Origin of the sequence: uncultured Sanguibacteroides sp. (assembly GCF_900543425.1) — a bacterium.
In the GTDB taxonomy this organism is placed as follows: domain Bacteria; phylum Bacteroidota; class Bacteroidia; order Bacteroidales; family Marinifilaceae; genus Gabonibacter.
In genome coordinates, this window is the sequence record NZ_UQRQ01000010.1 from 1 (window position 1) to 24,341 (window position 24,341).

A 24,341-nucleotide genomic window follows, 5' to 3' on the forward strand; every position below is an offset into this window, starting at 1 on the left:
CCTACTTAACCGACTTGATGAAATAATTTTAAGGAAGGAGGACACAAATGGAGATTATACTATTGACAGACATAGCAAACTTAGGTCATAAGGATGACATTGTAAATGTTAAACAGGGTTACGGTCGTAACTACCTTATTCCCCAAGGGTATGCTATCTTAGCAACAGAGTCAGCAAAAAAAGTAGTTGCTGAAAATTTGAAACAAAGAGCTCACAAAGAAGCAAAATTGAGAGCTGAAGCAGAGGAACTTGCCGCAAAACTGGCTGAAGTAAAACTTACTGTCGGAGCTAAAACCAGCTCTACCGGTAAAATTTTCGGTTCCGTTAACAGCATCATGATTTCTGAATGTCTGAAAGAGAAAGGTTTCGATATCGACAGAAAGAAGATCATGCTGAAAGATGTGAAAGAGATCGGAACTTACAACGCTGTCATCAAACTTCACAGAGAAGTGAAAGTCGATGTAGAATTCGAAGTAGTTTCAGAATAATTTAAAAACAAGTCATAAACAAGACTTAAACGTATTTCCAAACATATTCCAAACAAAAAGCACCCGTAAAGGTGCTTTTTTTATGTACATTTTACATTCATGTAAATAAGAATATGACGTGAAAATCTTATCTTTGTAAGAATTTGAGGATAGATTTTATGAGCGAACAATATATTGAGTTGAAGGGTATACGGGTTCATAACCTAAAGAATATAGACCTGAAAATCAAACTGAATCGGCTGATGGTGATTACCGGAGTATCCGGAAGCGGCAAATCTTCTTTGGCTTTTGATACCTTGTATGCGGAGGGACAACGTCGTTACGTGGAGAGCCTATCCGCTTATGCCCGCCAATTCTTAGGACGTTTGAATAAACCGGAATGCGATTATATCAAAGGGATTCCTCCGGCAATAGCCATAGAACAGAAGGTTAATACGTCCAATCCGCGTTCAACGGTAGGAACCTCTACCGAATTGTATGATTACATCAAATTACTGTACGCCCGTATCGGTAAAACCATCTCTCCCGTTTCCGGAGAAGAGGTGAAACGGCATAGCGTGGATGATATTTGTAATTATATCATCCGAGGTAATACGGATAAAAATGTGATCGTTATGGCCAAACCTGTCTCGGTGACAAAAGAGAGTTTGGGCCTTTTGATGAATCAAGGATTTAGCCGTATCAAATATGGTAATGAATTTACGCGTATATCCGATTTTTTAGAGGATAATGAAGAAATTAAACCGGATATTCCCCTGTTTCTGGTTATTGACCGAGTTACGGTGAACGAGGAAAAGGATACCGTCTCCCGGATCAACGATTCCGTAGAAACGGCTTTATACGAGGGACGAGGGATCTGTTATATAGAACTGGACGGAGAGATCCGTTCTTTTTCCAACAAATTTGAGGCTGATGGTATTACCTTTGAAATACCGTCAATCAATATGTTCAGTTTCAACTCTCCGATCGGGGCATGCGGCAAATGCGAGGGATACGGCAAAATTTTAGGCATAGACGAGGATCTTGTTGTCCCTAATAAATCATTGAGCCTGTATGACGATGCCGTCATGTGTTGGCGCGGAGAGAAGATGAGTGAATGGAAAAACTATTTTATTCGCCAGGCTCATCACGTGAATTTCCCCGTTCACAAGCCTTATTACGAATTGACGGTAGCGGAAAAAGAGCTTCTCTGGAATAGTCCGACGGGAATTTATGCTTTTTTTGAACATTTGGAATCCAAAAAATACAAGATTCAGAACCGGGTAATGATTGCACGTTATACCGGGAAGACTAAATGTCCGGTCTGTCACGGAACACGTTTGAAGAAAGAGGCTTCTTACGTGAAAGTGGGTAATAAAGCCATCACGGAGTTGGTCGATATGCCCATCTCGGAACTGAAGTGTTTTTTTGAGCGATTGTCACTTTCCGAGAGCGATCAACAAATAGCAGACCGGGTTCTCCCGGACATTCGTAATCGAATCGAATTTTTACTGGACGTGGGTTTAGGCTACTTGACCCTGAATCGCCTCTCTTCTTCCCTCTCGGGAGGAGAATCTCAACGTATTAATCTGGCGACTTCTCTTGGATCGGCTTTAGTAGGCTCTCTATACATATTGGATGAACCCAGTATCGGGTTACACTCCAGGGATACCGATCGTCTGATTCAAGTCCTGAAAAGACTGAGAGATTTAGGAAATACCGTGGTTGTCGTCGAGCACGATGAAGATATTATGTTAGCTGCGGATGAGATTATCGATGTAGGCCCCTTGGCTGGTCGATTAGGGGGAGAAATTGTATACCAGGGTCCCTTGGATAAGATTCGGAAAGCAGATACGCTGACGGCTGATTACCTATCCGGAAAAAGGTTCATTCCCGTACCGGATCATCGTCGGACCTCTCCCTATCAGATTGAACTGAAGGGGGCGACCGAAAACAATTTAAAAAATATAGATGTAAAGATTCCTCTTGGTATAATGACAGCGGTAACCGGTGTAAGCGGTTCCGGAAAAAGTACTTTAATCAGATCGATTCTGGTTCCCGCTTTGAAAAAATATTACGGGGATTATTCGGATAGAACCGGAAGTTTCAATCGTCTTTCGGGTGACTTGGAACGAATCATGGATGTTGAGTTTATTGACCAAAATCCCATCGGAAAATCTTCGCGTTCGAATCCGGTTACATACATTAAGGCCTGGGACGATATCCGGAAAATCTTCGCGGAAGAAAAACTGTCTAAGATGAATGGTTTCAAACCGGCTTTCTTCTCTTTCAATGTTCCCGGAGGAAGATGCGAAGAGTGTCAGGGAGAAGGTATTATAAAGGTTGAGATGCAGTTCATGGCTGATGTTTATTTGGAGTGCGAACATTGTAAAGGACGTCGTTTCAGAGAAGAGATTCTGGAAGTAAAGTACAAGGATAAAAATATATACGATATCCTGGAGATGACGGTTAATCAGGCAGTAGAATTTTTCAGTACCGGTAGTAGTCATAGTGAACGAAGCATCGTGAGCAAGTTGCAAAAGCTGGTAGACGTGGGGTTGGGATATATAAAACTGGGACAAGCATCCAGTACGTTAAGCGGTGGGGAGAGCCAGCGCGTGAAACTTGCATATCACTTGAGCCAGGAAAATGCGGATCCGACCCTGTTTGTGTTCGATGAACCTACGACAGGTTTACATTTTCACGATATCCACAAATTGATGGAATCCTTAAACGCTTTGATTGACCGGGGACACACGGTTTTAATCATAGAACACAATATGGACGTAATCAAATGTGCCGATTATGTTATAGATTTAGGACCCGAAGGAGGTAACGAGGGAGGTTATTTGGTTTTCGAAGGAACTCCCGAAGAGTTAGCCAAATGTCCGGATTCCTACACGGGAAAATACCTAAAAGAAAAATTAGAGATGCACCAATAAGCGATTGAAACCAATAGATATGAAAAAAATTATTGATTTTACAGTAAAAGAAAATCAGCTATTAAATCCGGATACCGTTTTACTGGTACTCCATTCCAATGAATTACCCCCCATTCTACCGGGGCAATTCGTTAACGTGAGAGTGGATAAATCCCCTTCTACCTTGTTAAGACGCCCCATATCGGTTCATGATGTGGACGAAGAGAGAGGCCTTCTCTATCTCTATATTAAAGTGGTGGGATGCGGGACGGCTACCCTGGGAGAACTTAAACCTGGAGAAAAGTTGAATATTATACTTCCATTGGGAAACAGCTTTAAAATACCACAGGAAGGTAAATGTTTGCTGATCGGAGGCGGCTGTGGAGTGGCCCCCATGCTCCATCTCTCCCGCGTAATGCGATCCGGGGGAATCGAGCCTGTTCTTTTGATCGGAACCCGCACCCGAAAAGAGATTTTACGCCGGGAAGAGTTTGAAAAATACGCGAAAGTGTACTATACCACGGAAGACGGTTCCTACGGGGAAAAAGGGTATCCCACGCAACATTCGGTATTAAAGGAGCACTTCGATCATATCTTCTGTTGCGGACCGGAAGTGATGATGAAAGCAGTTGCATCTTATGCAAACAAGAATAATATTGATTGTCAGGTATCTCTCGAAAACACGATGGCGTGCGGAATCGGAGCTTGTCTATGTTGTGTGACGGAAACAACGACAGGTCACAAATGTGTATGCACGGAAGGTCCTATTTTTAATATAAAAGATTTAACATGGCAGATTTAAGTATCAATATCAACGGCTTACAGCTAAAAAATCCGGTTATGACGGCTTCCGGGACGTTCGGGTACGGAGTGGAGTTTCAGGATTTCATCGATTTAAGTGCGTTAGGCGGTTTTATCGTGAAAGGTACTACCCTGAAACACCGGGAAGGAAATCCCTATCCCCGTATGGCCGAGACTCCTTCCGGCATGTTAAACGCGGTAGGTCTTCAAAATAAGGGAGTGGATTATTTTATCGAACACATTTATCCGGAAATACGGACGATAAAAAGCAATATTCTGGTAAACGTTTCCGGTTCTACCGTGTCTGATTATGTAACTACGGCGGAAAAAATCAACGAACTGGAAAATATACCGGCTATTGAACTTAATATCTCTTGCCCGAACGTGAAAGAAGGCGGTATGGCCTTCGGAACCAGCTGTGCTTCTGCCAATGAGGTGATTAAAGCGGTAAGAAAGGTGTACAAAAAACACTTGATGGTAAAATTATCTCCCAACGTAACCAATATCCAGGAGATCGCTCTTACCGCCGAAGAGGCCGGAGCCGATTCCGTCTCTTTGATCAACACGCTTATGGGAATGGCCATCGACACGAAAAGTCGTAAACCCGTTCTGAGTACGATTACCGGAGGATTAAGCGGACCTTGCGTAAAACCGGTAGCTCTTCGAATGGTATGGCAGGTTGCCAAAGCTGTAAAAATACCGGTTATAGGCTTAGGTGGAATCGCTTCCGCCAACGATGCCATCGAGTTTTTATTAGCAGGAGCATCGGCCGTTCAAATCGGTACGGCTAATTTTATAGACCCGACCGTTACGTTAAAGGTTATTCAGGGAATCAACGAATACTTGGATCAAAACGGCTTCAGGTCCGTTAAGGAAATCATCGGATTGATCTGAAAATAATTGACGATTTTAGATTTTAGATTGCAGATTGACGATAGGGCAACCTTCGATAATTTGCAATCTAAAATTTACAATTCATTGTTATACTCTTCAAAACTCCCGTCGTCAAAAAAGAGAAGGATACGCTTTAATTTTTTGTTCTTCCTGGAAGATACCGGAAAAGGGGCACTCCATTCAGGTGATTCTTTTTCTATCTGTTTGGGTTTAAGAATTTCTTCTTCTTTAAACAAGATAGGCTCTTCTATCGCCTTTTTAATTTGTTTTTCCGGAATACCGCCAGTATACATAGGGCCTTTTCCTGTAATTAACCAGGTTAGACTAATGTCCGGAAATACTTCCGCTATGCTGTTGATAATATCAAAACCGGGTTTATTTCTTCCGGCCAATATATGAGAAATGGTAGAAGCACTCACGCCTATTAGTGTTGCAAATTTTGTAGCGGTGAGTTCTTTTTGTTCAAATAATTGGTTTAACCGATCCTGCATCTGTTTATCATTTTGTAAACATACTATATTACAAATGTAATAATTTGAAGGGAGAAAGCCAAATTACATTTGTAATGATCACATATTACAAATGTAACACAAATAGAAGTACGCCAAAAAATAGATCGTATTCTTATTTCATTATTAAATAGTTAATTAATTTATCTGTTATCTTTGATAATAGATAAAAATAACTTTCATATAATATATTGTATATAAGTGTATTACATTGAAAATATCTTTTATTTATATCATAAATAAACACATGAAGTAAATATAATTAAATAATTGATTATTAAATATTTATATGTCGTAATAACATCTATTCCAAGTGTTTTTACGTGAAAATCGCCTTCAGACACGCTTTACACCTTAAAGTAAAAGATAAATATTCATACATAATATGCTGATAATAAGACAATAAACTATATTTGTATTTAAATGTTAAACGTCCTATCCCCTATTGTTTTTTACATTCGTAAAATAATCTCCTGCCTAAATAAATGATGCCTACTTGTAAAGTACGATTTACATTTGTAAACTATATTGATCGAGTAATATTCTGTTACAAATGTAAATAATCAACACCTTGTTATCTTCGTGAAATTCTTTTACATTTGAAAAAAATTAAATATGTAAATCATGACAATCGCGGAAAAAATAGCAGAACTCAGAAGAATTATGGACCGGGAAAATATAGCAGCTTATGTTATTTCCGGTACGGATCCTCATAATAGTGAATATTTACCTGCTCCCTGGCAACAACGGAAATGGATATCCGGGTTTACAGGGTCTTTCGGTACGGTCGTCGTTACCATGAATCACGTGGGACTATGGACTGATACCCGGTATTTTATTCAGGCTGAACAAGAATTGAGTGGAACAGAAATCGAATTACACAAATTACGTATTCCTGGAGCTGTTGATTATCCTCAATGGTTATTCGAGCATTTGAAACAAGATGAAAAAGTCGGTATAGATGGATTTTGTATGTCCGTCAATGATGTCCGTATTTTAAAAGATACATTGTCTCTTAAAAACATAGCGGTTTGTGAAAAAACGGATCTTCTGGGTGAAATATGGTTGGATCGTCCGGCTTTTCCCTTAGGTAAATTAATCGTACTACCCGATCAGTATACTGGGGAAACTGTCGGGAGTAAAATTGAAAAAATACGGGAATTCATTATTAGTAATAATAGCAACTATATTTTGTTCTCTGCTTTGGATGAAATTGCCTGGCTTTATAATATCCGTTGTGATGATATTCCCTATAATCCGGTCGCCATTGCTTATGCCTTAATTGACAAGGAGAAAGCCCATTTGTTTATAAAACAGGATAAAATCACATCGGAAATCGGTAGTCAACTCCGCGAGAACGGTATAGAGATACACGATTATCATCATCTTTTTCTTTACCTGGATGAATTGGAGACTCCGGCCCGTTTTGTTTTAGACACGACCACCTGTAATTATGCCGTGTATCATCGTATCTTTCAGAAATTCGAAGTGAAAGAGATCGTTTCTCCCGTACCTTTATTGAAAACGGTTAAAAACGAGACCGAGTTAGCAGGATTTCGTCTGGCTTGCCGGAAAGATGCCGTTGCCCTGACTAAATTTTTCTATTGGCTCGAAAATACATTATCGACCCGAGCTGTTCCCGAGCTGGAAGCTGCTGCAATGTTACAAAAATTCAGAAGTACGGATTCCGAATACGTTTCCGATAGTTTCGAATGTATTTCCGCTTACGGTAAAAATGCTGCTTTGCCCCACTATTCCGCCACGGAAGAACATCAATCCGATATTCAGGCCAAAGGACTGTACCTGGTCGATTCCGGAGCGCAATATCTACACGGAACAACCGATATTACCCGCACTATGCCCGTGGGAGAATTGACCCGTTTGGAAAAAGAGGACTACACTTTGGTTTTAAAGGGAATGATCGATTTAAGTCGATTGGTATTTCCCAAAGGTTCCAGAGGGTGTAATATTGATATTGTTGCAAGGTTGCCTTTGTATATGAATCATAGGAATTTTGGACATGGGACCGGTCATGGCGTCGGGTATTTTCTAAACGTGCATGAGGGACCGCAATCTATTCGGCCTGATTTGAAAGATCAGGAAATAATACCGGGAATGGTGACTTCTAACGAGCCGGGATTATATCGGGAAGGTTGCCATGGTATCCGTCACGAAAACCTGATCGTTTGCTGTCAGGACACGATTAACGAATTCGGAGAATTTTATAAATTCGAAACCATAACACTTTGTTATTTCGACACTTCAGCCCTGTTACCTGAACTTCTTGAAAAGGAAGAAATCGAATGGTTAAATCTTTATAACGAGCGGGTGTATCGAGAGGCTTCTCCGTATTTATCCGTGGAAGAAAGTGCCTGGCTTCGTAAAAAAACAAATCCTATTATCCGATAAAAAAAAGAGGCGTTTTTACGCCTCTTTTTTTTATTCTTTAATCACATTACAATTCGATTAAAATGCTTTCGCTGTCCAACACGATGTTGGCATCGGCCTGTACGGCACGAACCAATAATTGGTATTCGCCTTTAGCAAAGCCCGCGCTGATATCACTAATGGCAAAATCCACTCCACTCTCGGGACTGTTAGTAAATTGTTTACCCTGTATCAAGGAATAGGGTTCTCCTTTCGCTCCAATTCCGACAATATAAAAACTTGCGTTTTCCACCTTATTCCATTTGGCTTTAACTCTACCGTTTTCGTAAGATATTTCTGCTTTAAGCGCCCCTAATGTTTTTTCCGTCTCTTTTATATCGAATGACCACCCTGCAATCTCTTGTTTGGCATTCTTTACGGAAACCCTGTAAGTCCCCTTGGGAAAAGTAGAAGAGAATTGACTCATTAATATTTTACTTTGAGCACCTTGACCGTATGAATCGCTTATGGGTTCCATGCTAAGAATTCCGTCAGGACCCTGGCAGGCATAAGATTCCATTGCCTCATTGGCTATAATTTGAATATAAGGAAGAAATCTTTTTTCAACCCGTTCCGGCTCTCCCTCCTCCGTGATAACTGTATTTTTTTGAAGCACCACGGCATTTCTATACGTAATCGCAAAATCTGGATCGTCACTTTTCAAGCAAGAGCTCAATAACGTAACAGTCAATAATACAAAGATAAATTGCTTTAATCTTAAAATAGTTCTCATCTTTAGTTGTTTTTATTGTTTAAAATAATTAAATCGCACACAGATTCCGTGTTTCATGGTGCGAATATTCGCAAAAAAACAATACGATGCAAAAAAAAAGGAAGCTTTTTCTCTGATAATGAAGTTTTTTTATTTTTTCATGAAATCAACGCAACCTTTAGTAAATTCGTGCATCTTAGAGTTAGTTATCGATGTATACTTTGGAGAAAATAATAGAAAAATGCAAAAAAGGCAATCGACAAGCCGGGGAACAACTCTATCGTATGTTCTCCTCTAAAATGTTTGCAGTTTGCATTCAATATTCCAAAACACGTGAAGAGGCAGAAGATAACTTACAGGACGGTTTTATTAAAACGTTGGAATGTATAGGGCAGTATTCCGGAAAAGGTTCTTTCGAGGGATGGATGAAACGTGTTTTTATCAATATTGCCCTTGAGAAATACCGGAAAAATAATCCTGTCCAGTTAGTGGAAGAGATCCCGGACATCGAAACGGAAGATATCGATGCGGGGCTAAATATTCCTTCGGAAGTGTTGTTTGATTTTGTGAGCCAATTACCGGAAAAATATCGGCTGGTATTTAACTTATACGTGATGGAGGATTTATCTCATAAAGAGATTGCTTCCATGCTCGGTATTTCAGACGGCACTTCAAAATCGAACCTGGCAAGAGCAAAAGAGATTTTAAAGAAAAAAATTAACACATACCTAAGTTATGAGCAATAATTTAGAAAAACTATTTAAAACGGCCTTGGAAGAGGTTACTGTCGATCCGCCGGCAAGGGTGTGGACCGGCATAGATTCTCGTCTGGCGGTTAAGCAAAACAGACATAGGCGGTTATTCATATATAGTGGAGCGGCGGCGGCAATAGTCTTGCTTCTCTCCTCGCTTTTTATGCTTCAACAAGAAAGGAAAGAGACGATTTATACTTCGTCGGCAAAAATTCAACCCTTAAAGCCCCAGGAGCCTCAAATTCTGGCATATCATTCGCCGATCCCGACCATCCCTCCGGTCAACTACCGAAAAGTCAAAGAATCCGAAACCCAGGCTCCGGTCAAGGTCAATCCGATGACGGTTCAAGCTTCCAGTCCTAACTTGTTGTCGGTGTCGCACCCGGTAGGCGAGTTAAAAAATGCGGCCATTCGCGAGAATTTTATTCCTTTAATAAATAAAGAAGCATTAGAAAATCAACGTCAATATCTCAAATTACTTGCAGAACGGCCGACAGTAGAAAAAAAGAAACTGAATTTAAAATATACCGTTGGCGGTTATGTCTCTCCGGGATACTCTTCGGGTAGCTACCGCATGGAAAACAAACAAAGCCGACTTGTTAATTACACGGACGACCAAATGAGTGGAATCTTTAATATGAACGGGGGAATTACTTTTGCCGTATCACCCGGAAAACGGATCTCTATCGAAACGGGAATCGGTTACACCCGTGTCGGCCAAAAAACGAGTGATTCCAAGGTTTTTGTTCCCCGGACAAATGCCATGATGAGCGGTTACAATATGCAAACGCAGGTATTTACCCCGCTCGGGAATGTAAGAAGTCGATCGAAAGCCGCCGTATTCGTCTCTAACTCTCAGTTATTGAGAAGTAATAACGAGACAACGGGAAGTATCGAACAGGAGTTCGATGCCATAGAAGTACCTCTTTCCCTTCGCTATTACCTGAATAACAATAGACTGAAATTCAGTATACTGGGAGGATTTGGCGCAAGCTTTATGGTGCGAAACATGACCTATTTACGGTATGAAGGTGTAAAAGAAAAGATGGGAGAAACCGATCATATTCGTCGTTTTAACATGAGTACTCATGTCGGTTTCGGGGTTGAATATCCGGTTAGTAAATCGATTTACTTAAAGGTAGAACCCGGCTTCAGGTATTACTTACAATCCTTGAGTAAGGATCCGGATATTCGATTCAATCCTTATTCTTTTACCTTTTCTACCGGCTTCGGGATATCTTTTTAAGAGAGGTTAATACTTACGATTTAATATTTCACTCGCGATAATCGCTTCCGGCAAATCAAAATGAATTGTACCGGAAGTCGATTTTTCATTCGTGTCGCTCTCCTGCATATCATTCTCATGTAATTGGAATAAAGCGGCAAATCGTTTGTCTCTCATATCTTTTCGAGCCTGTTGATCGCTCCTTAATATTTTCATCCTCTCCTCGTCCGACTTGCCAAAATGAGCGATGGCTTCAGCTTCCTTTCTCTTAATAAAATCCGGTATAATTTGTTTTTCCATGCTGACTTCCGGTTCCACTCTCTCCGTCTTTTGAGGCGAAATCTCTGCCTGTTTACCGAAAATTTGATCAAAAAAGTCTCCCTCTTCTTCTTCCGCCGGAACGAAAATTTCCGGTCGAGTAGTTTCCTGCTTCGAAGAGGTTTGCATTTTCCTTTTTTTATCCTTGGAAGACCTTAAAGCCCCCAAGACACTGGCTCCAATGGTCAATGCTATATATACTAAAATATCCAAAGCGTTGTCACTCATAATAATATCATTTTTAGTGTCGATCAAATATAACTATTTTTTATATCCCTACGCCTCTGACGCAAGAAAAATATTTTTCCTATATATTTTTTCTATGAAAATATATACTCGACATGTAAAATAACTTTCTTTTTTTTACCTTTGTCAACGAGTATAATTTGATTTCGTTTAAGAAAAATAAAATAAATCCGGATGAGAACGAAAAAAGCATTGGTTAGTGTATTTGACAAAAGTGGAATTGTTGACTTTGCTAAATCTCTAAATTCTATGGGGTGGGAAATTATTTCTACCGGAGGAACATCAAAAAAATTAAAGGAAGAAGGTATTCAGGTGAAAGATATTTCTGACCTGACGAAGTTTCCGGAATGTTTCGACGGGAGGGTGAAGACACTACACCCCAACGTGGAAGGCGGTATTTTAGCAATCAGAGACAATGATAAACATAAACGGCAAATGGCCGAATTGGGTATAGAACCCATCGATATGGTGGTTTGTAATTTATATCCTTTCAAACAAACGATTTTGAAAGAGGGAGTCTCACATGAAGAGATCATCGAAAATATAGATATTGGTGGACCTACTATGATCCGGGCGGCCGCTAAAAATTATCCTTTCGTGACGGTTATTACCGATCCGGAAGATTACGAACGGGTCATTACCGAAATAAAGGAAAACGGAGACACCTTACCGGAGACCAAAGAACAATTGGCTGCCAAAGTATTTATTCATACATCGCATTACGATGCTTTGATTGCCGATTACTTCTCTAAACGATTGCATATTACCTCTCCGAAAACCATGACCCTGACTTACGAAAAGAAGCAAGATTTAAGATATGGAGAAAATCCGCATCAGGCAGCGACCTTCTATAGTTGTATTCAGGAGACGGAAGGGACATTAACGGGAGCGATTCAACTACAAGGTAAGGAATTATCCTACAACAATATCGGAGATACGGACGGCGCCTTAGAGGCATTAAAAGAGTTTGATGAACCTACGATCGTAGCGGCAAAACATGCTAATCCTTGTGGTGTAGGGAGTGCCGCAACCTTAGCGGAAGCTTTTCAAAAAGCGTATGATGCGGATCCCGTGTCCATATATGGAGGAATCGTAGCGGCCAACCGGGAAATAGACAAGGCTACCGCTGAAAAAATGGCTCCTGTATTTTTAGAGGTAATCGTGGCCCCCGCTTTTTCCGAAGAAGCGTTATCCGTTTTCTCCAAAAAGAAAAATTTAAGATTATTGCAAGTAAAAGATATCAGTCGCAGGGCATACACTACACCTAAAGCTAAAACGGTTTTGGGCGGCTTATTGATTCAGGACATGGATCAACAGCTAATCGAGGGGGAACCTCAAGTGGTAACTCAGCGTCGTCCGACGGAAGACGAAATGAAAGACCTACTCTTTGCCTGGAAAGTTGTAAAGCATACTAAGTCTAATGCTATTGTAATTGCAAAGGACAAGTGTACGACAGGAGTCGGTCCGGGACAGGTCAGTCGTATCTGGGCATTGGAAAATGCAATTCGTCAGGGAGCAGAACGTATTCCGGGTAGCGTTATGGCATCCGATGCGTTTTTTCCTTTTGCCGATTGTGTGGAGGCTGCCCATAAGGCGGGGATCACGGCTATCATCCAACCCGGAGGCTCTATCCGAGATCAGGAATCGATCGATGCCGCCGACAAATACGGGATTGCAATGATTTTTACAGGTATGAGACATTTTAAACATTAATGAGTATGAGTTTATTTTCTTTTTTAACACAAGATATTGCGATAGATTTAGGAACAGCAAACACCATTATCATCATGAACGATAAAATGGTGGTAAATGAACCCTCTATCGTAGCCATAGATAAAAAATCGGAAAAAGTAATCGCAATTGGGGAAAAAGCCCGGCAAATGCAAGGAAAAACCCATGATTATATCAAAACTATCCGTCCGCTGCGCGATGGGGTTATTGCAGACTTTAACGCTGCCGAACAGATGATCCGGGGAATGATTAAAATGGCTAATGGAAAAGGTAAGTTCTTCTCCCCTTCTTTACGAATCGTCGTATGTATCCCTTCCGGAAGTACGGAGGTTGAAATAAGGGCTGTACGCGATTCCGCCGAACACGCAGGAGGACGCGATGTATATATGATTTATGAACCGATGGCTGCCGCATTGGGTATCGGTTTGGATGTGGAAGCCCCGGAAGGAAACATGATTGTTGATATCGGTGGTGGAACTACAGAGATTGCGGTTATTTCCTTGGGTGGTATAGTTAGCAACAAATCGATTCGTATAGCAGGTGACGATTTGACGGACGATATTCAGGAATACATGCGCCACCAACACAACATAAAGATTGGCGAAAGGACCGCGGAGGAAATTAAAATTCATGTGGGGTCAGCTCTGTCCGAATTGGACGAACCGCCTGCTGATTTTGTGGTACAAGGTCCGAATCAAATGACCTCCCTCCCGGTAGAAGTCCCTGTTTCTTATCAGGAAATCGCTCACTGTATCGAGAAATCGATTTCTAAAATTGAAATCGCTATTTTAGGTGCATTGGAACAGACTCCACCTGAATTGTATGCCGATATTGTGAATAAAGGTATTTACCTGGCCGGAGGCGGAGCTCTGTTACGGGGGTTGGACAAACGGCTTTCTGATAAACTGAATATCCCGTTCCATATAGCAGAAGACCCGCTTCGTGCTGTGGCTCGAGGAACCGGAATCGCACTAAAAAACGTAGATAAATTCTCATTCCTTATTCGATAAGAAGTGAAAGAAATTATAAGACTGATACTTAAGTATCATTTTACTATAATTTTTATATTATTGGAAGTTTTATGCTTTTCTCTGATAGTCAATAATAACGACTATCAGAGAGTTGTATTCTCCCAATACTCTTCTTCTGTATTTGACTACATTTCCTCCGTTACCACGGAAATCAAAAATTATTTTTGGTTAGCCGAGCGAAACCAGGCCTTGGTAAAAGAGAATGTAGTTCTAAAAAAACAACTGGAAATTTTAAATTCAAAAAAAGATAGTTTAGAAGAAAAATCTTTTGTTATAGATAGCTGTACACTATACAACTATATGGATGCGAAGGTTGTGAATGCAACTTTCAATCGGACCAAAAATTATTTGACGCTAAACCGGGGAGGTCAGGACAAGGTTCGGAAAGAGATGGCGGTATGTTCCCCGGAGGGAGTGGTCGGTTTAGTACAGGACACGAGTGAACATTATTCTGTTGTTATCCCGTTGATCAATGTGAATTCAAGGATTTCGGCAAAAATAAAGAAAAACGGGTATTACGGGTCATTGCAATGGGACGGGAGCGATTATCGTTACTCTTATTTGAACGATATACCCTACCACGTGGAGATCAGTCCGGGAGATACGATTGTCACCTCCGGTTTCTCCTCTATTTTCCCGGAAGGCTTACTGATTGGTTTCGTCGAATCAGCCAGTCGGGAGACGGCTAACTTTTTAGCCATAAAAGTACGTTTGGCCGTAGATTTTAAGAAACTTTACGATGTTTACATCGTGAGTGATTATTGGAAGGACGAGAAAAAAAGATTAGAAGGAAACAATTACCATGAATAATATAAATTATTTTATCCATCTGTTTATACTGTGCATTATCCAGATTTTTATTTTGGATCATATTCATCTTGGATCTTATTTTTATATTAATATCTATATTCTGGCAATTTATATTCTTCCTTACAAATTCAAAGGAATTCCCCTGTTGCTTTTTGGTTTTTTCTTGGGACTACTGATGGACTTGGCGGATAAAACCGTAGGAATTCATGCCGCAGCCTCCACCTTTACGGCCTATATCCGTCCCTGGCTGCTGCAATTGACATCTAACCGGGAAAAACTGGATGATATTCACGGAGCCCAGCGATTGACGGAGTTCAATTGGTTCTTAAAATATTCGGGTCTGTCTACCCTTCTGTTCAATGTCGTTCTTATTTTTGCCGAAGCTTTCACTTTTAGCGATCTGTTTATCACTTTAATCCGAATAATTTTCAGTACTTTTATCTCTTGGCTGTTAATCTTGCTTTATTACTTTATCGGATTAAAAAAGATAAACAGGTAATATTCTTCGAATTGAAAAAGATTCATTCAAATGAATAAATTTGGATATAGAAAAGGAATTATTGCGGGTATTATCATATGCGTCTGTGTTATTTATATCATCAGGCTATTCATTTATCAGGTAGTTGATGATCAATTCAAACAAATGGCGGATAACAATTCTCAAAGAATCGAGATAGTATACCCTGCACGCGGTCTGATATACGATCGTAATCATAAATTGTTGGTTGATAATCAGGCGGCATACGATCTGATGATTATCCCGAGACAGGTAAAAGAATTTGATACGACTGATCTAATTTCCATACTCGGTATATCGAAAGAATTTTTAGACAGGAATCTTCAGAAGTGCAAGACTTACTCCAAATACAAACCTTCTATTCTGGTTTCCCAGATCACGGGAGATAAATACGCCGTACTTCAGGAAAAGCTGTATCGCTATCCGGGATTTTATATTCAAACGAGAACATTGAGAAAGTATAATGTTCAACATTCTGCGGATGTGTTTGGTTATATCGGAGAAGTCAGCTTGGAGCAGGTAAAAAAAGATACCTGTTATGAACCGGGAGATTATATCGGTATCAACGGACTGGAAAGAACATACGAGACCACTCTGCGGGGAGAAAAGGGTAAAAAAATCGTATTGGTAGACAACCATAACCGAATAAAAGGTTCCTTTCAGGATGGAAAATACGACAAGGAAGCGATTGTAGGTCAAGATTTGGAGACCACGTTGGATATAGACTTACAGGACTACGCGTATCAGTTAATGCGTAACAAAAAAGGAGGTATCGTGGCTATTGAACCGGAAACCGGGGAGATTTTAGCAAAGGTTTCGAGTCCCGGTTACGATCCACAGCTGATGGTTGGACTGGACAGGGGCAAAAACTACCTGAAATTGGAGCAGGACAGTCTACGCCCTCTATTCGATCGTACAACAATGGCTCAGTACCCTCCCGGATCCATTTTTAAAACGATCCAGGCCCTGATCGGCCTGCAGACGAAAGCAATAACTACCGAGAGCAAATTTTCCTGTTCGGGCGGAGCTTACATTGGCGGTAAACGTTTTATGAAATGCCATTTCCACGACTCCCCTACTGATTTACGGGCGTCTATTCAAAATTCCTGTAATCCTTATTACGTGAATGTATTCCGGCGTGTACTGGAGCTACCTCAATATGAAAATGTGCGAAATGCCTATAACGAATGGAGAAAATACGTCATCTCCTTTGGATTGGGAAGTAAATTATGTCCTGATTTTCAAAATGAAGTGAGCGGCTCCATTCCGACGCAAGCCTACTATGACCGGGTACATCGTACCAAGAACTGGCATCCTCTTTATATCATTTCTTTGTCGATCGGACAGGGCGAGCTGTTGATAACCCCCATACAGATGGCCAATATTGCCGCTATTCTGGCAAACCGAGGATATTATATGACTCCGCACATCGTACGTCCTGACGAGGCAACTTTTCCGAACCGGATAGAGAAACATACCGTCGACATCAATAAGTCCTATTTCAAACCGATCATTGAAGGAATGGAATTGGTCGTTAAAAAAGGTACCGGAAGAAATGCTCAGGTCGACTCCATATCAATTGCCGGAAAAACAGGGACCGTACAAAATCCGCAGGGAGACGACCACTCTGTCTTTATCGCTTTTGCTCCCGTGGACCGCCCGAAAATCGCCCTTATCGTGTACGTGGAGAATGGTGTATGGGGGTCTACTTATGCCGCCCCTATTGCCGGCTTGTTGATTGAAAAATATTTGAAAGGTAAAATATCGGATAAGAAAAAAGAGTTGGAGAAAAGAATGCTTGAAAGCGATTTAATTCACCAAACGAATAAAAACAGGAAAGGCGATGAATAGACAAACGAACCTGATTGCTAATATTGATTGGATCTCTATCCTACTTTATATTTTGCTTGTCTTTATGGGCTGGATCAATATATATGCCGCCGTGTACGACGAGAATCATACCAGTATATTCGATTTTTCGCAACAATACGGGAAACAATTGATATGGATAGGAGCTTCTTTCGTATTGGCTTTTTTAGTGTTACTGACCGATAGTAAATTTTTTACCGCTTTTTCTTTTATCATATACGGGATTACCATATGTCTTCTGCTTTGTGTCCTGATTTTCGGAAAAGAGGTACATGGGGCCCGTTCCTGGTTTGAAATTCAGGGCATTCGCATACAGCCGGCAGAGTTCGCCAAATTTGCGACGAACTTGGCATTAGCCAACGTCATGAGCAGACATAACTTTAAGGTAATGAGAATAAGTAATTTGTTGCTGATCGGAATTCTCTTGTTCATACCTGCCGCTCTCATTATTTTACAGAACGACACGGGTTCTGCCCTTGTTTACAGCTCTTTTATTCTGGTATTATTCAGGGAAGGATTGCATGGCTCCATCCTTTTACTCTGTTTTGTCGCCGTTGTGCTTTTTGTCCTCAGTATTTTATACTCTCCGTTTACCGTATTGGTTATTATCCTGATCGGTACCTTCGCCGCCTACTATTATTATCGTCATAATCTCAGGGAATTAGTTAAAATAATCGGAATACTGACACTGCTCTTTTTTATCTTCTTTTTTGTCAATTGGGCTATTCAGGGAAATTTATCTGATTACTACATGTTATTACTGTCCTATCTGATTTGTAATTTGGCTGGATTGATTTATGTCTACAAAAAAAAGATAAAGCATATTGCCTTACTGATACTCGTTTCATGGTTATGTATCGGAGCGACGGTTTCTGTCGATTATATGTTCGAGAAACTTCAACCTCACCAAAGAGATCGTATTAACAATTTGTTAGGCATAACCGTCGACAAAAAAGGAACGGGATATAATGTCTATCAATCTAAAATTGCCATCGGTTCGGGGGGTTTTTGGGGAAAAGGCTTTTTACAGGGAACCCAGACAAAATTTAATTTTGTACCGGAACAAAGTACGGATTTTATCTTTTGTACTGTCGGAGAAGAGTGGGGATTTGTGGGAAGTGCCCTGGTCATATTATTACTCATGACGTTTATCCTGCGGATTATCTATCTGGCAGAACGCCAACGTTCTAACTTTTCCCGGATATACGGCTATGGAGTAGCCGCTATCCTGTTCTTCCACGTGGCGGTGAACATCGGAATGACTATCGGTATGGCCCCCGTCATCGGAATCCCCCTTCCTTTTTTCAGTTACGGGGGCTCTTCCTTATGGGCCTTTACAATACTCATATTCATATTTCTACGACTCGATTCCAATCGGTTACAGGTATTTAGATAACGGATATTTTAAATTGGCGTATTCCGGAACCTATAAACCGTAAATGTTTTAAATTGTAAATTAAATTTTATACTTTCGTTCCCAAATAATTTTAAATGGTAAGCATGAAAACATTAATTATAAATATAAAGCAACTCGTTCAGGTTGAGAAAGAACCGAGAACGTGGGTTGCAGGTGCGGATATGGCCCGATTGGGGATTATCGATGATGCCTATTTGTTGGTGGAAGACGGTTACATACAGGCTTTCGGTAAAATGAGCGAATTAGACCAGCATGCCGTATACGAAGGAGGCGATACCATTCAGGAGATCGATGCTACCGGGCGTCTGGTTCTTCCCGCTTTTTGCGACTCGCACACTCATATCGTATATGCGGGTAGTCGAGAGATAGAATACATCGACAAGATCAAAGGACTCTCTTATGAAGAGATCGCTCAAAGAGGAGGAGGAATTTTAAATTCCGCAGAACGTATCCGAAAAGCCAGTGAAGAGGAATTATATGATTCGGCATTCGAACGTCTTCAGGAGATTGCCATGTTAGGAACGGGGGCTGTTGAAATCAAAAGCGGATATGGTCTTAGTACGGAAAGCGAACTGAAAATGCTGCGGGTGATCAAACGCTTGAAAGAGGATACTCCCTTAACCATAAAATCAACATTCTTGGGGGCACATGCTGTTCCGACAGAATACAAGGGACGCCAGACGGAATACGTGGATTTGATTATCAACGAGATGATTCCGGCCGTTGCTTCCGAGGAATTAGCCGACTATATCGACGTATTCTGCGATAAAGGATTTTTCACGGTCGAAGATACCGATCGCATGTTGAATGCCGGGATGAAACACGGATTGCGCGCGAAGATACACGCGAATGAGTTGGACTACTCGGGTGGTATCCAAGTAGGGGTAAAATACAATGCCCTTTCCGTCGATCATCTGGAATATGTCGGGAAAGAAGAGATTGAAGTATTGAAAGGTAGCGAAACAATGCCGACAGTATTACCGGGAGCGGCCTTCTTTTTAAATATGCCTTATTCTCCCGTGCGGGAAATGATCAATGCCGGCCTTCCCGTTGCATTGGCTTCCGATTATAATCCGGGCTCCTCTCCTTCCGGCAATATGAAATTTGTCATGTCTTTGGGATGTGTAAATTATAAAATGCTTCCGGAAGAGGTAATTAATGCAACGACCATTAACTCCGCTTATGCCATGGGGGTTGAAAACGAACTGGGAAGTATTGCCGTCGGCAAAAAGGCTAATTTCTATATCACGACTCCCATTACCGGAATCGAATTTCTTCCGTATGCTTACGGGAGCAATCTGATCGAAGCTGTATTTTTGAACGGAGAACAAATCTGATAACGGTATGCCTTATTCGCATTATAAAAAGATATGGGTTCGTAAAGCTTATAGAATACGCTACCCGTAGCAATTGACGATTGAAGGATTCTGTAATTCAGAGATTTATTTTTTGACTTTATGGACTCCGTTCGATTACGTGACTAAACAAAGAAAAGGATTAATCACAGAATCGTCCAATCACTAAATCATCGAATGAAAATAAGCTTGTTATAACAATATTACAGATAGAATATGAAAAAATTAATTGAATGCGTTCCCAATTTTAGCGAGGGAAACGATATGCATATTATTGATCAGATTACAGCAGAGATAAAAGCTGTGGAAGGAGTTAGTCTTATTGATGTCGATCCGGGGAAGGCAACCAATCGTACGGTTGTCACCATGGTCGGAACTCCGGAAGAAGTTTGCGAAGCGGCGTTTCGTGCCGTGAAGAAAGCTTCCGAACTTATCGATATGAAGAAACACAAAGGAGCACACCCCCGTTTCGGTGCTACGGACGTTTGTCCGTTGGTTCCGGTAGCTAATATTACGATGGAAGAGACGGTTGAGTATGCTCGTAAATTGGCAAAACGTATCGGAGAAGAACTGAATATACCCGTATACTGTTACGAAAATGCGGCTTTTGTGCCGGAAAGAAGAAATTTGGCAACTTGTCGGGCCGGAGAATATGAAGCCTTGGGAGAACGTTTAAGCAGTGAACAATGGCATCCCGATTTCGGTCCCCGCGAATTAAACGAATGGACAGCCAAAACCGGGGCTACGGCCGTAGGAGCTCGTAACTTCCTGGTAGCTTATAATGTCAATCTGAATACCACCTCTACCCGTCGGGCCAACTCCATAGCCTTCGATGTACGCGAACGCGGACGGGTTAAACGGGAAGGAAATCCCATTACGGGAAAAAAAGTGTTAGACGAAAAAGGAAAACCCGTCATGATTCCCGGAACGTTGAAATCGGTTAAAGCGATAGGCTGGTTTATTGAAGAATACGGTATTGCCCAGATTTCTATGAACTTGACGGATATCTCGATAACCTCCGTACACGAGGCGTTCGACGAAGTGTGTCGTAAAGCTAACGATCGGGGAATAAGAGTGACCGGCTCCGAACTGGTCGGTGTAATTCCGTTAAAGGCCATGCTGGATGCCGGACGTTATTTCTTACGGAAACAACAACGTTCTACCGGAGTTTCCGATAAAGAACTGATAAAGATCGCTGTTAAATCTTTGGGATTGGACGAACTTTATCCGTTCGAACCGCGAAAGAAAATCATCGAGTACATTCTGGAAGACGAGATGAATAACGGTAAAAAACACTTGGTGGATATGACGTTAACCGAATTCGCCGATGAAACGGCTTCGGAATCCCCTGCCCCCGGAGGCGGTTCGATTTCCGCTTACATGGGTGCTTTGGGTTCCTCTTTGGCCACTATGGTGGCTAACCTCTCCTCCCACAAACGGGGTTGGGACGATCGTTGGGAAGAATTTAGTAACTGGGCAGAAAGAGGAAAAGCGTACCAAGTTGAGTTAATCAAAATGGTTGACGAGGATACTAACGCTTTCAATCGTATTATGGATGCATTCGGACTACCTAAGAAGAGCGAAGAAGAAAAAGCAGCTCGTCAACAAGCCATCCAAGAGGCTACAAAATACGCAACCGAGATTCCTTTCAAAACGATGATGTTATGTTACGAATGCATGGAAGTGGTGAAAGCCATGGCCGAAATCGGGAACCCGAATTCGGTAACCGATGCGGGAGTTGGAGCTTTGGCCGCTCGTTCCGGGGTAATCGGTGCATTCCTAAACGTGAAAATCAACGCCGCAGGCTTGGATGATAAAGAGTACGCCAACGACATCATCACTCGAGGAGAAAAAGTAGTCGAAATGGCTAAACAAATGGAAACTGAAATTTTGGAAATCGTAAACTCCAAAATCTAATTTCGATAAAGTTATTACCGCATATAAAACATCCACGCTGAAAAAACAGCGTGGATGTTTTCATTATTTAAATCCCCCAATCCCTTCATCTCATAATCTTCTAATCAGTTAATCTCTGAATCTCCTAATCACAGAATCAATTAATCTAAAGAAGGCTAAACGCACAAGTAACGCCCGCCATCACAATGGCGACCATACTCATCAGTTTAATTAATATATTCAGGCTCGGACCGGAAGTGTCTTTAAACGGGTCTCCTACCGTATCACCGATGACAGTAGCCTTGTGATTGTCGGATCCTTTACCGCCTAAATTCCCTTCTTCGATAAACTTCTTGGCATTGTCCCAAGCTCCTCCCGAATTTGCCATAAAGATAGCCAACACGAAACCGGCTCCTAATCCTCCTGCCAATAGGCCGATTACTCCGGAAACACCAAAAATCAATCCCATAACAACCGGAATAATAATAGCCAATAAAGAAGGAAAAATCATTTCGTGTTGAGCTCCCTTCGTGGATATTTCGACACATTTGGCATAATCCGGCTCTCCCTCTCCTGTCATGATTCCTTTGATTTCCCTGAATTGGCGACGCACTTCGTTCACCATCTTTTGGGCAGCTCTCCCCACGGCGTTCATGGTCAACCCGCAGAATAAGAAAGCCATCATAGCGCCGATGAAGATACCTGCCAGTACCTTCGGATTCATCAGGGTCACATCATAATAATACATGAAATCCGTTAAAGAGGCATCGGCTGTTTTAATAGTTTCGCTACCGATAGTCAATATCTCTTCTCCCATACGAAGCAATCCGATTTTTATCTCTTCGATATAAGAGGCAATCAAAGCTAATCCGGTAAGGGCGGCAGAACCGATTGCAAACCCTTTTCCCGTGGCAGCCGTCGTATTTCCAAGAGCATCCAAAGCATCCGTACGATGACGTACCTCTTCTCCCAGATTACTCATTTCGGCATTTCCTCCGGCATTATCCGCAATAGGACCGTACGCATCGGTCGCCAAGGTGATTCCTAAGGTTGAAAGCATACCGACAGCCGCAATACCTATACCGTACAGTCCCATCGATACGTTGGAAAAGTCAAATTCTGAAGCAAAAAGGAAAGAGAGAATAATACCCACAACGATCGCAAGTACAGGGATAGCGGTAGAAATCATTCCCGTCCCGATACCTTTGATTATTACCGTAGCAGGCCCCGTCTCTGAACTTCTGGCAATATCCTGCGTCGGTTTATAAGCATGTGAGGTATAATATTCGGTTGCCTTTCCGATGACTATTCCCGTGAGTAACCCCACGATAACGGAACCGCATATCCAATAACTTAAATCCAGCAAATGAACCACTAAAAAGCTGGAGGCTATAATTAAAACGGAACTAATATTAATGCCTCGGTCTAAGGCCCTTAAAAGTTGTTGTTGTGAGGCTCCTTCTTTCGTTTTTACCATAAATATACCTAACAACGAAAGTACGACACCGAAAGCGGCTATCAACATCGGAGCTAAAATAGCATTGAATTGTATATCGGGATCCAAACGATAGGCCGCAGCTCCCAAAGCTGCCGTTGCCAGGATAGAACCACAATATGATTCGTACAAATCGGCACCCATACCGGCAACGTCTCCCACGTTATCCCCCACGTTATCGGCAATTGTTGCCGGATTACGAGGATCATCTTCCGGTATACCGGCCTCTACCTTTCCCACCAAATCCGCTCCGACATCGGCAGCCTTAGTGAAAATACCACCTCCCACTCTCGCGAAAAGAGCTTGTGTAGAAGCACCCATACCGAACGTCAACATAGTCGTCGTAATTACAATTGCTTTTTCCGTTGTCGTCGGTTCTTCAACAAAGTAATCTAATAAAAGCCACCACAATGAGATATCCAATAGAGCCAGCCCGACAACTACCAATCCCATCACGGCTCCCGAACGAAACGCTATTTTCAATCCGTCGTTTAAATTCCTACGGGCTGCATTAGCCGTACGGGCAGATGCATATGTAGCTGTTTTCATCCCGATATATCCGGCCAATCCAGAAAAAAAACCACCCGTCAGAAAGGCAAACCACACCCATTCATTTTGTAAACCGGGTCCGTATGCCATCCAGGCAAAAAGGATACACAACACTACAAATACACTACCGACTACTTTATATTGCTGACTCAGATAAGCCATAGCCCCTTTACGCACATGTCCGGCAATACGTTTCATCGTATCCGTACCCTCGGATTCTTTCATCATCTGACTAAAAAAGATTCTTGCAAAAAGGAGAGCGATAATAGCACACACAGGTACTATCCAGAATAGATCGTTTAACATAGTTCTTATATTTGGTAGTTAATAATAAATACAAAAAACTCATCAAGCAGTAAACGAACCTGATGAGTAAAAGTAAACATAAATAACTAAAAA

Annotated in this window: 19 protein-coding genes; 15 read left to right on the forward strand and 4 right to left on the reverse strand. The window is 41.5% G+C overall.

Annotated features, from left to right (window positions below):
• The first annotated feature begins 47 nt into the window (after nt 1-47).
• The 4 genes from rplI (at nt 48) to QZR76_RS07095 (ending at nt 5,083) form a co-directional block, all read left to right on the forward strand.
• A complete protein-coding gene (rplI, locus tag QZR76_RS07080; protein WP_294141708.1) occupies nt 48-488 on the forward strand; it encodes a 50S ribosomal protein L9 in 441 nt (146 codons plus the stop codon).
• A 158-nt stretch (nt 489-646) separates the two neighbouring features.
• The gene (gene uvrA / locus QZR76_RS07085; protein ID WP_294141710.1) at nt 647-3,409 is read left to right on the forward strand and encodes an excinuclease ABC subunit UvrA; all 2,763 of its coding nucleotides are present in this window, start codon (nt 647-649) and stop codon (nt 3,407-3,409) included.
• 19 nt (nt 3,410-3,428) lie between these two features.
• Complete coding sequence (locus tag QZR76_RS07090) at nt 3,429-4,190, forward strand: dihydroorotate dehydrogenase electron transfer subunit (RefSeq protein ID WP_294141712.1); 762 nt, start codon at nt 3,429-3,431, stop codon at nt 4,188-4,190.
• Nucleotides 4,178-5,083 carry a dihydroorotate dehydrogenase gene (locus QZR76_RS07095; protein ID WP_294141714.1) on the forward strand — a complete coding sequence of 302 codons (906 nt, stop codon included), beginning with the start codon at nt 4,178-4,180 and terminating at the stop codon, nt 5,081-5,083. The genes QZR76_RS07090 and QZR76_RS07095 overlap by 13 nt, the downstream gene beginning before the upstream one ends.
• A 74-nt stretch (nt 5,084-5,157) precedes the next feature.
• Here QZR76_RS07095 and QZR76_RS07100 read toward each other — a convergent pair whose 3' ends face one another.
• Nucleotides 5,158-5,574, reverse strand: coding sequence for a helix-turn-helix transcriptional regulator (locus QZR76_RS07100; RefSeq protein WP_294141716.1), 417 nt, complete (start codon nt 5,572-5,574; stop codon nt 5,158-5,160).
• Nucleotides 5,575-6,216: 642 nt separating this feature from the next.
• Between QZR76_RS07100 and QZR76_RS07105 the strand changes: the two genes are divergently transcribed.
• Nucleotides 6,217-8,001 carry a M24B family metallopeptidase gene (locus QZR76_RS07105; RefSeq protein WP_294141717.1) on the forward strand — a complete coding sequence of 595 codons (1,785 nt, stop codon included), beginning with the start codon at nt 6,217-6,219 and terminating at the stop codon, nt 7,999-8,001.
• 46 nt (nt 8,002-8,047) lie between these two features.
• Here QZR76_RS07105 and QZR76_RS07110 read toward each other — a convergent pair whose 3' ends face one another.
• Nucleotides 8,048-8,752 (reverse strand): hypothetical protein, encoded by a 705-nt coding sequence (locus QZR76_RS07110; RefSeq protein WP_294141718.1) that lies wholly within the window; start codon nt 8,750-8,752, stop codon nt 8,048-8,050.
• A gap of 191 nt (nt 8,753-8,943) precedes the next feature.
• On the opposite strand from QZR76_RS07110, the gene QZR76_RS07115 reads away from it, so the two are divergent.
• Both QZR76_RS07115 and QZR76_RS07120 read left to right on the forward strand, forming a co-directional pair.
• Nucleotides 8,944-9,477: a sigma-70 family RNA polymerase sigma factor gene (locus tag QZR76_RS07115; RefSeq protein ID WP_294141719.1), complete on the forward strand. Its 534-nt coding sequence runs from the start codon at nt 8,944-8,946 to the stop codon at nt 9,475-9,477.
• Entirely contained in the window at nt 9,467-10,729 is a 1,263-nt protein-coding gene (locus tag QZR76_RS07120) for an outer membrane beta-barrel protein (RefSeq protein WP_294141721.1), read from the forward strand. Before QZR76_RS07115 ends, QZR76_RS07120 begins: the two co-directional genes overlap by 11 nt.
• 6 nt (nt 10,730-10,735) lie before the next feature.
• On the opposite strand, the gene QZR76_RS07125 is transcribed toward QZR76_RS07120, so the two are convergent.
• Nucleotides 10,736-11,254, reverse strand: coding sequence for a hypothetical protein (locus QZR76_RS07125; RefSeq protein ID WP_294141723.1), 519 nt, complete (start codon nt 11,252-11,254; stop codon nt 10,736-10,738).
• A gap of 192 nt (nt 11,255-11,446) precedes the next feature.
• Here QZR76_RS07125 and purH point away from each other — a divergent pair, with 192 nt between their 5' ends.
• From purH to ftcD, 8 genes are all read left to right on the forward strand, one after another.
• The gene (purH, locus tag QZR76_RS07130) at nt 11,447-12,985 is read left to right on the forward strand and encodes a bifunctional phosphoribosylaminoimidazolecarboxamide formyltransferase/IMP cyclohydrolase (protein ID WP_294141725.1); all 1,539 of its coding nucleotides are present in this window, start codon (nt 11,447-11,449) and stop codon (nt 12,983-12,985) included.
• Nucleotides 12,986-12,990: 5 nt separating this feature from the next.
• Nucleotides 12,991-14,013, forward strand: a complete 1,023-nt coding sequence (locus tag QZR76_RS07135) for a rod shape-determining protein (RefSeq protein ID WP_041504040.1) — start codon at nt 12,991-12,993, stop codon at nt 14,011-14,013.
• Nucleotides 14,014-14,016: 3 nt separating this feature from the next.
• The gene (gene mreC, locus QZR76_RS07140; RefSeq protein WP_294141726.1) at nt 14,017-14,844 is read left to right on the forward strand and encodes a rod shape-determining protein MreC; all 828 of its coding nucleotides are present in this window, start codon (nt 14,017-14,019) and stop codon (nt 14,842-14,844) included.
• Nucleotides 14,837-15,343: a rod shape-determining protein MreD gene (locus tag QZR76_RS07145; protein ID WP_294141728.1), complete on the forward strand. Its 507-nt coding sequence runs from the start codon at nt 14,837-14,839 to the stop codon at nt 15,341-15,343. Before mreC ends, QZR76_RS07145 begins: the two co-directional genes overlap by 8 nt.
• A 30-nt stretch (nt 15,344-15,373) precedes the next feature.
• Nucleotides 15,374-17,212: a penicillin-binding protein 2 gene (mrdA, locus tag QZR76_RS07150; protein ID WP_294141729.1), complete on the forward strand. Its 1,839-nt coding sequence runs from the start codon at nt 15,374-15,376 to the stop codon at nt 17,210-17,212.
• Complete coding sequence (gene rodA / locus QZR76_RS07155; RefSeq protein WP_294141731.1) at nt 17,205-18,626, forward strand: rod shape-determining protein RodA; 1,422 nt, start codon at nt 17,205-17,207, stop codon at nt 18,624-18,626. The genes mrdA and rodA overlap by 8 nt, the downstream gene beginning before the upstream one ends.
• Nucleotides 18,627-18,730: 104 nt before the next feature.
• Complete coding sequence (hutI, locus tag QZR76_RS07160) at nt 18,731-19,984, forward strand: imidazolonepropionase (protein WP_294141732.1); 1,254 nt, start codon at nt 18,731-18,733, stop codon at nt 19,982-19,984.
• A gap of 234 nt (nt 19,985-20,218) precedes the next feature.
• Nucleotides 20,219-21,919, forward strand: coding sequence for a glutamate formimidoyltransferase (ftcD, locus tag QZR76_RS07165; RefSeq protein ID WP_294141736.1), 1,701 nt, complete (start codon nt 20,219-20,221; stop codon nt 21,917-21,919).
• A gap of 145 nt (nt 21,920-22,064) precedes the next feature.
• On the opposite strand, the gene QZR76_RS07170 is transcribed toward ftcD, so the two are convergent.
• Nucleotides 22,065-24,248 carry a sodium-translocating pyrophosphatase gene (locus tag QZR76_RS07170; RefSeq protein WP_294141738.1) on the reverse strand — a complete coding sequence of 728 codons (2,184 nt, stop codon included), beginning with the start codon at nt 24,246-24,248 and terminating at the stop codon, nt 22,065-22,067.
• Nucleotides 24,249-24,341 lie beyond the last annotated feature (93 nt).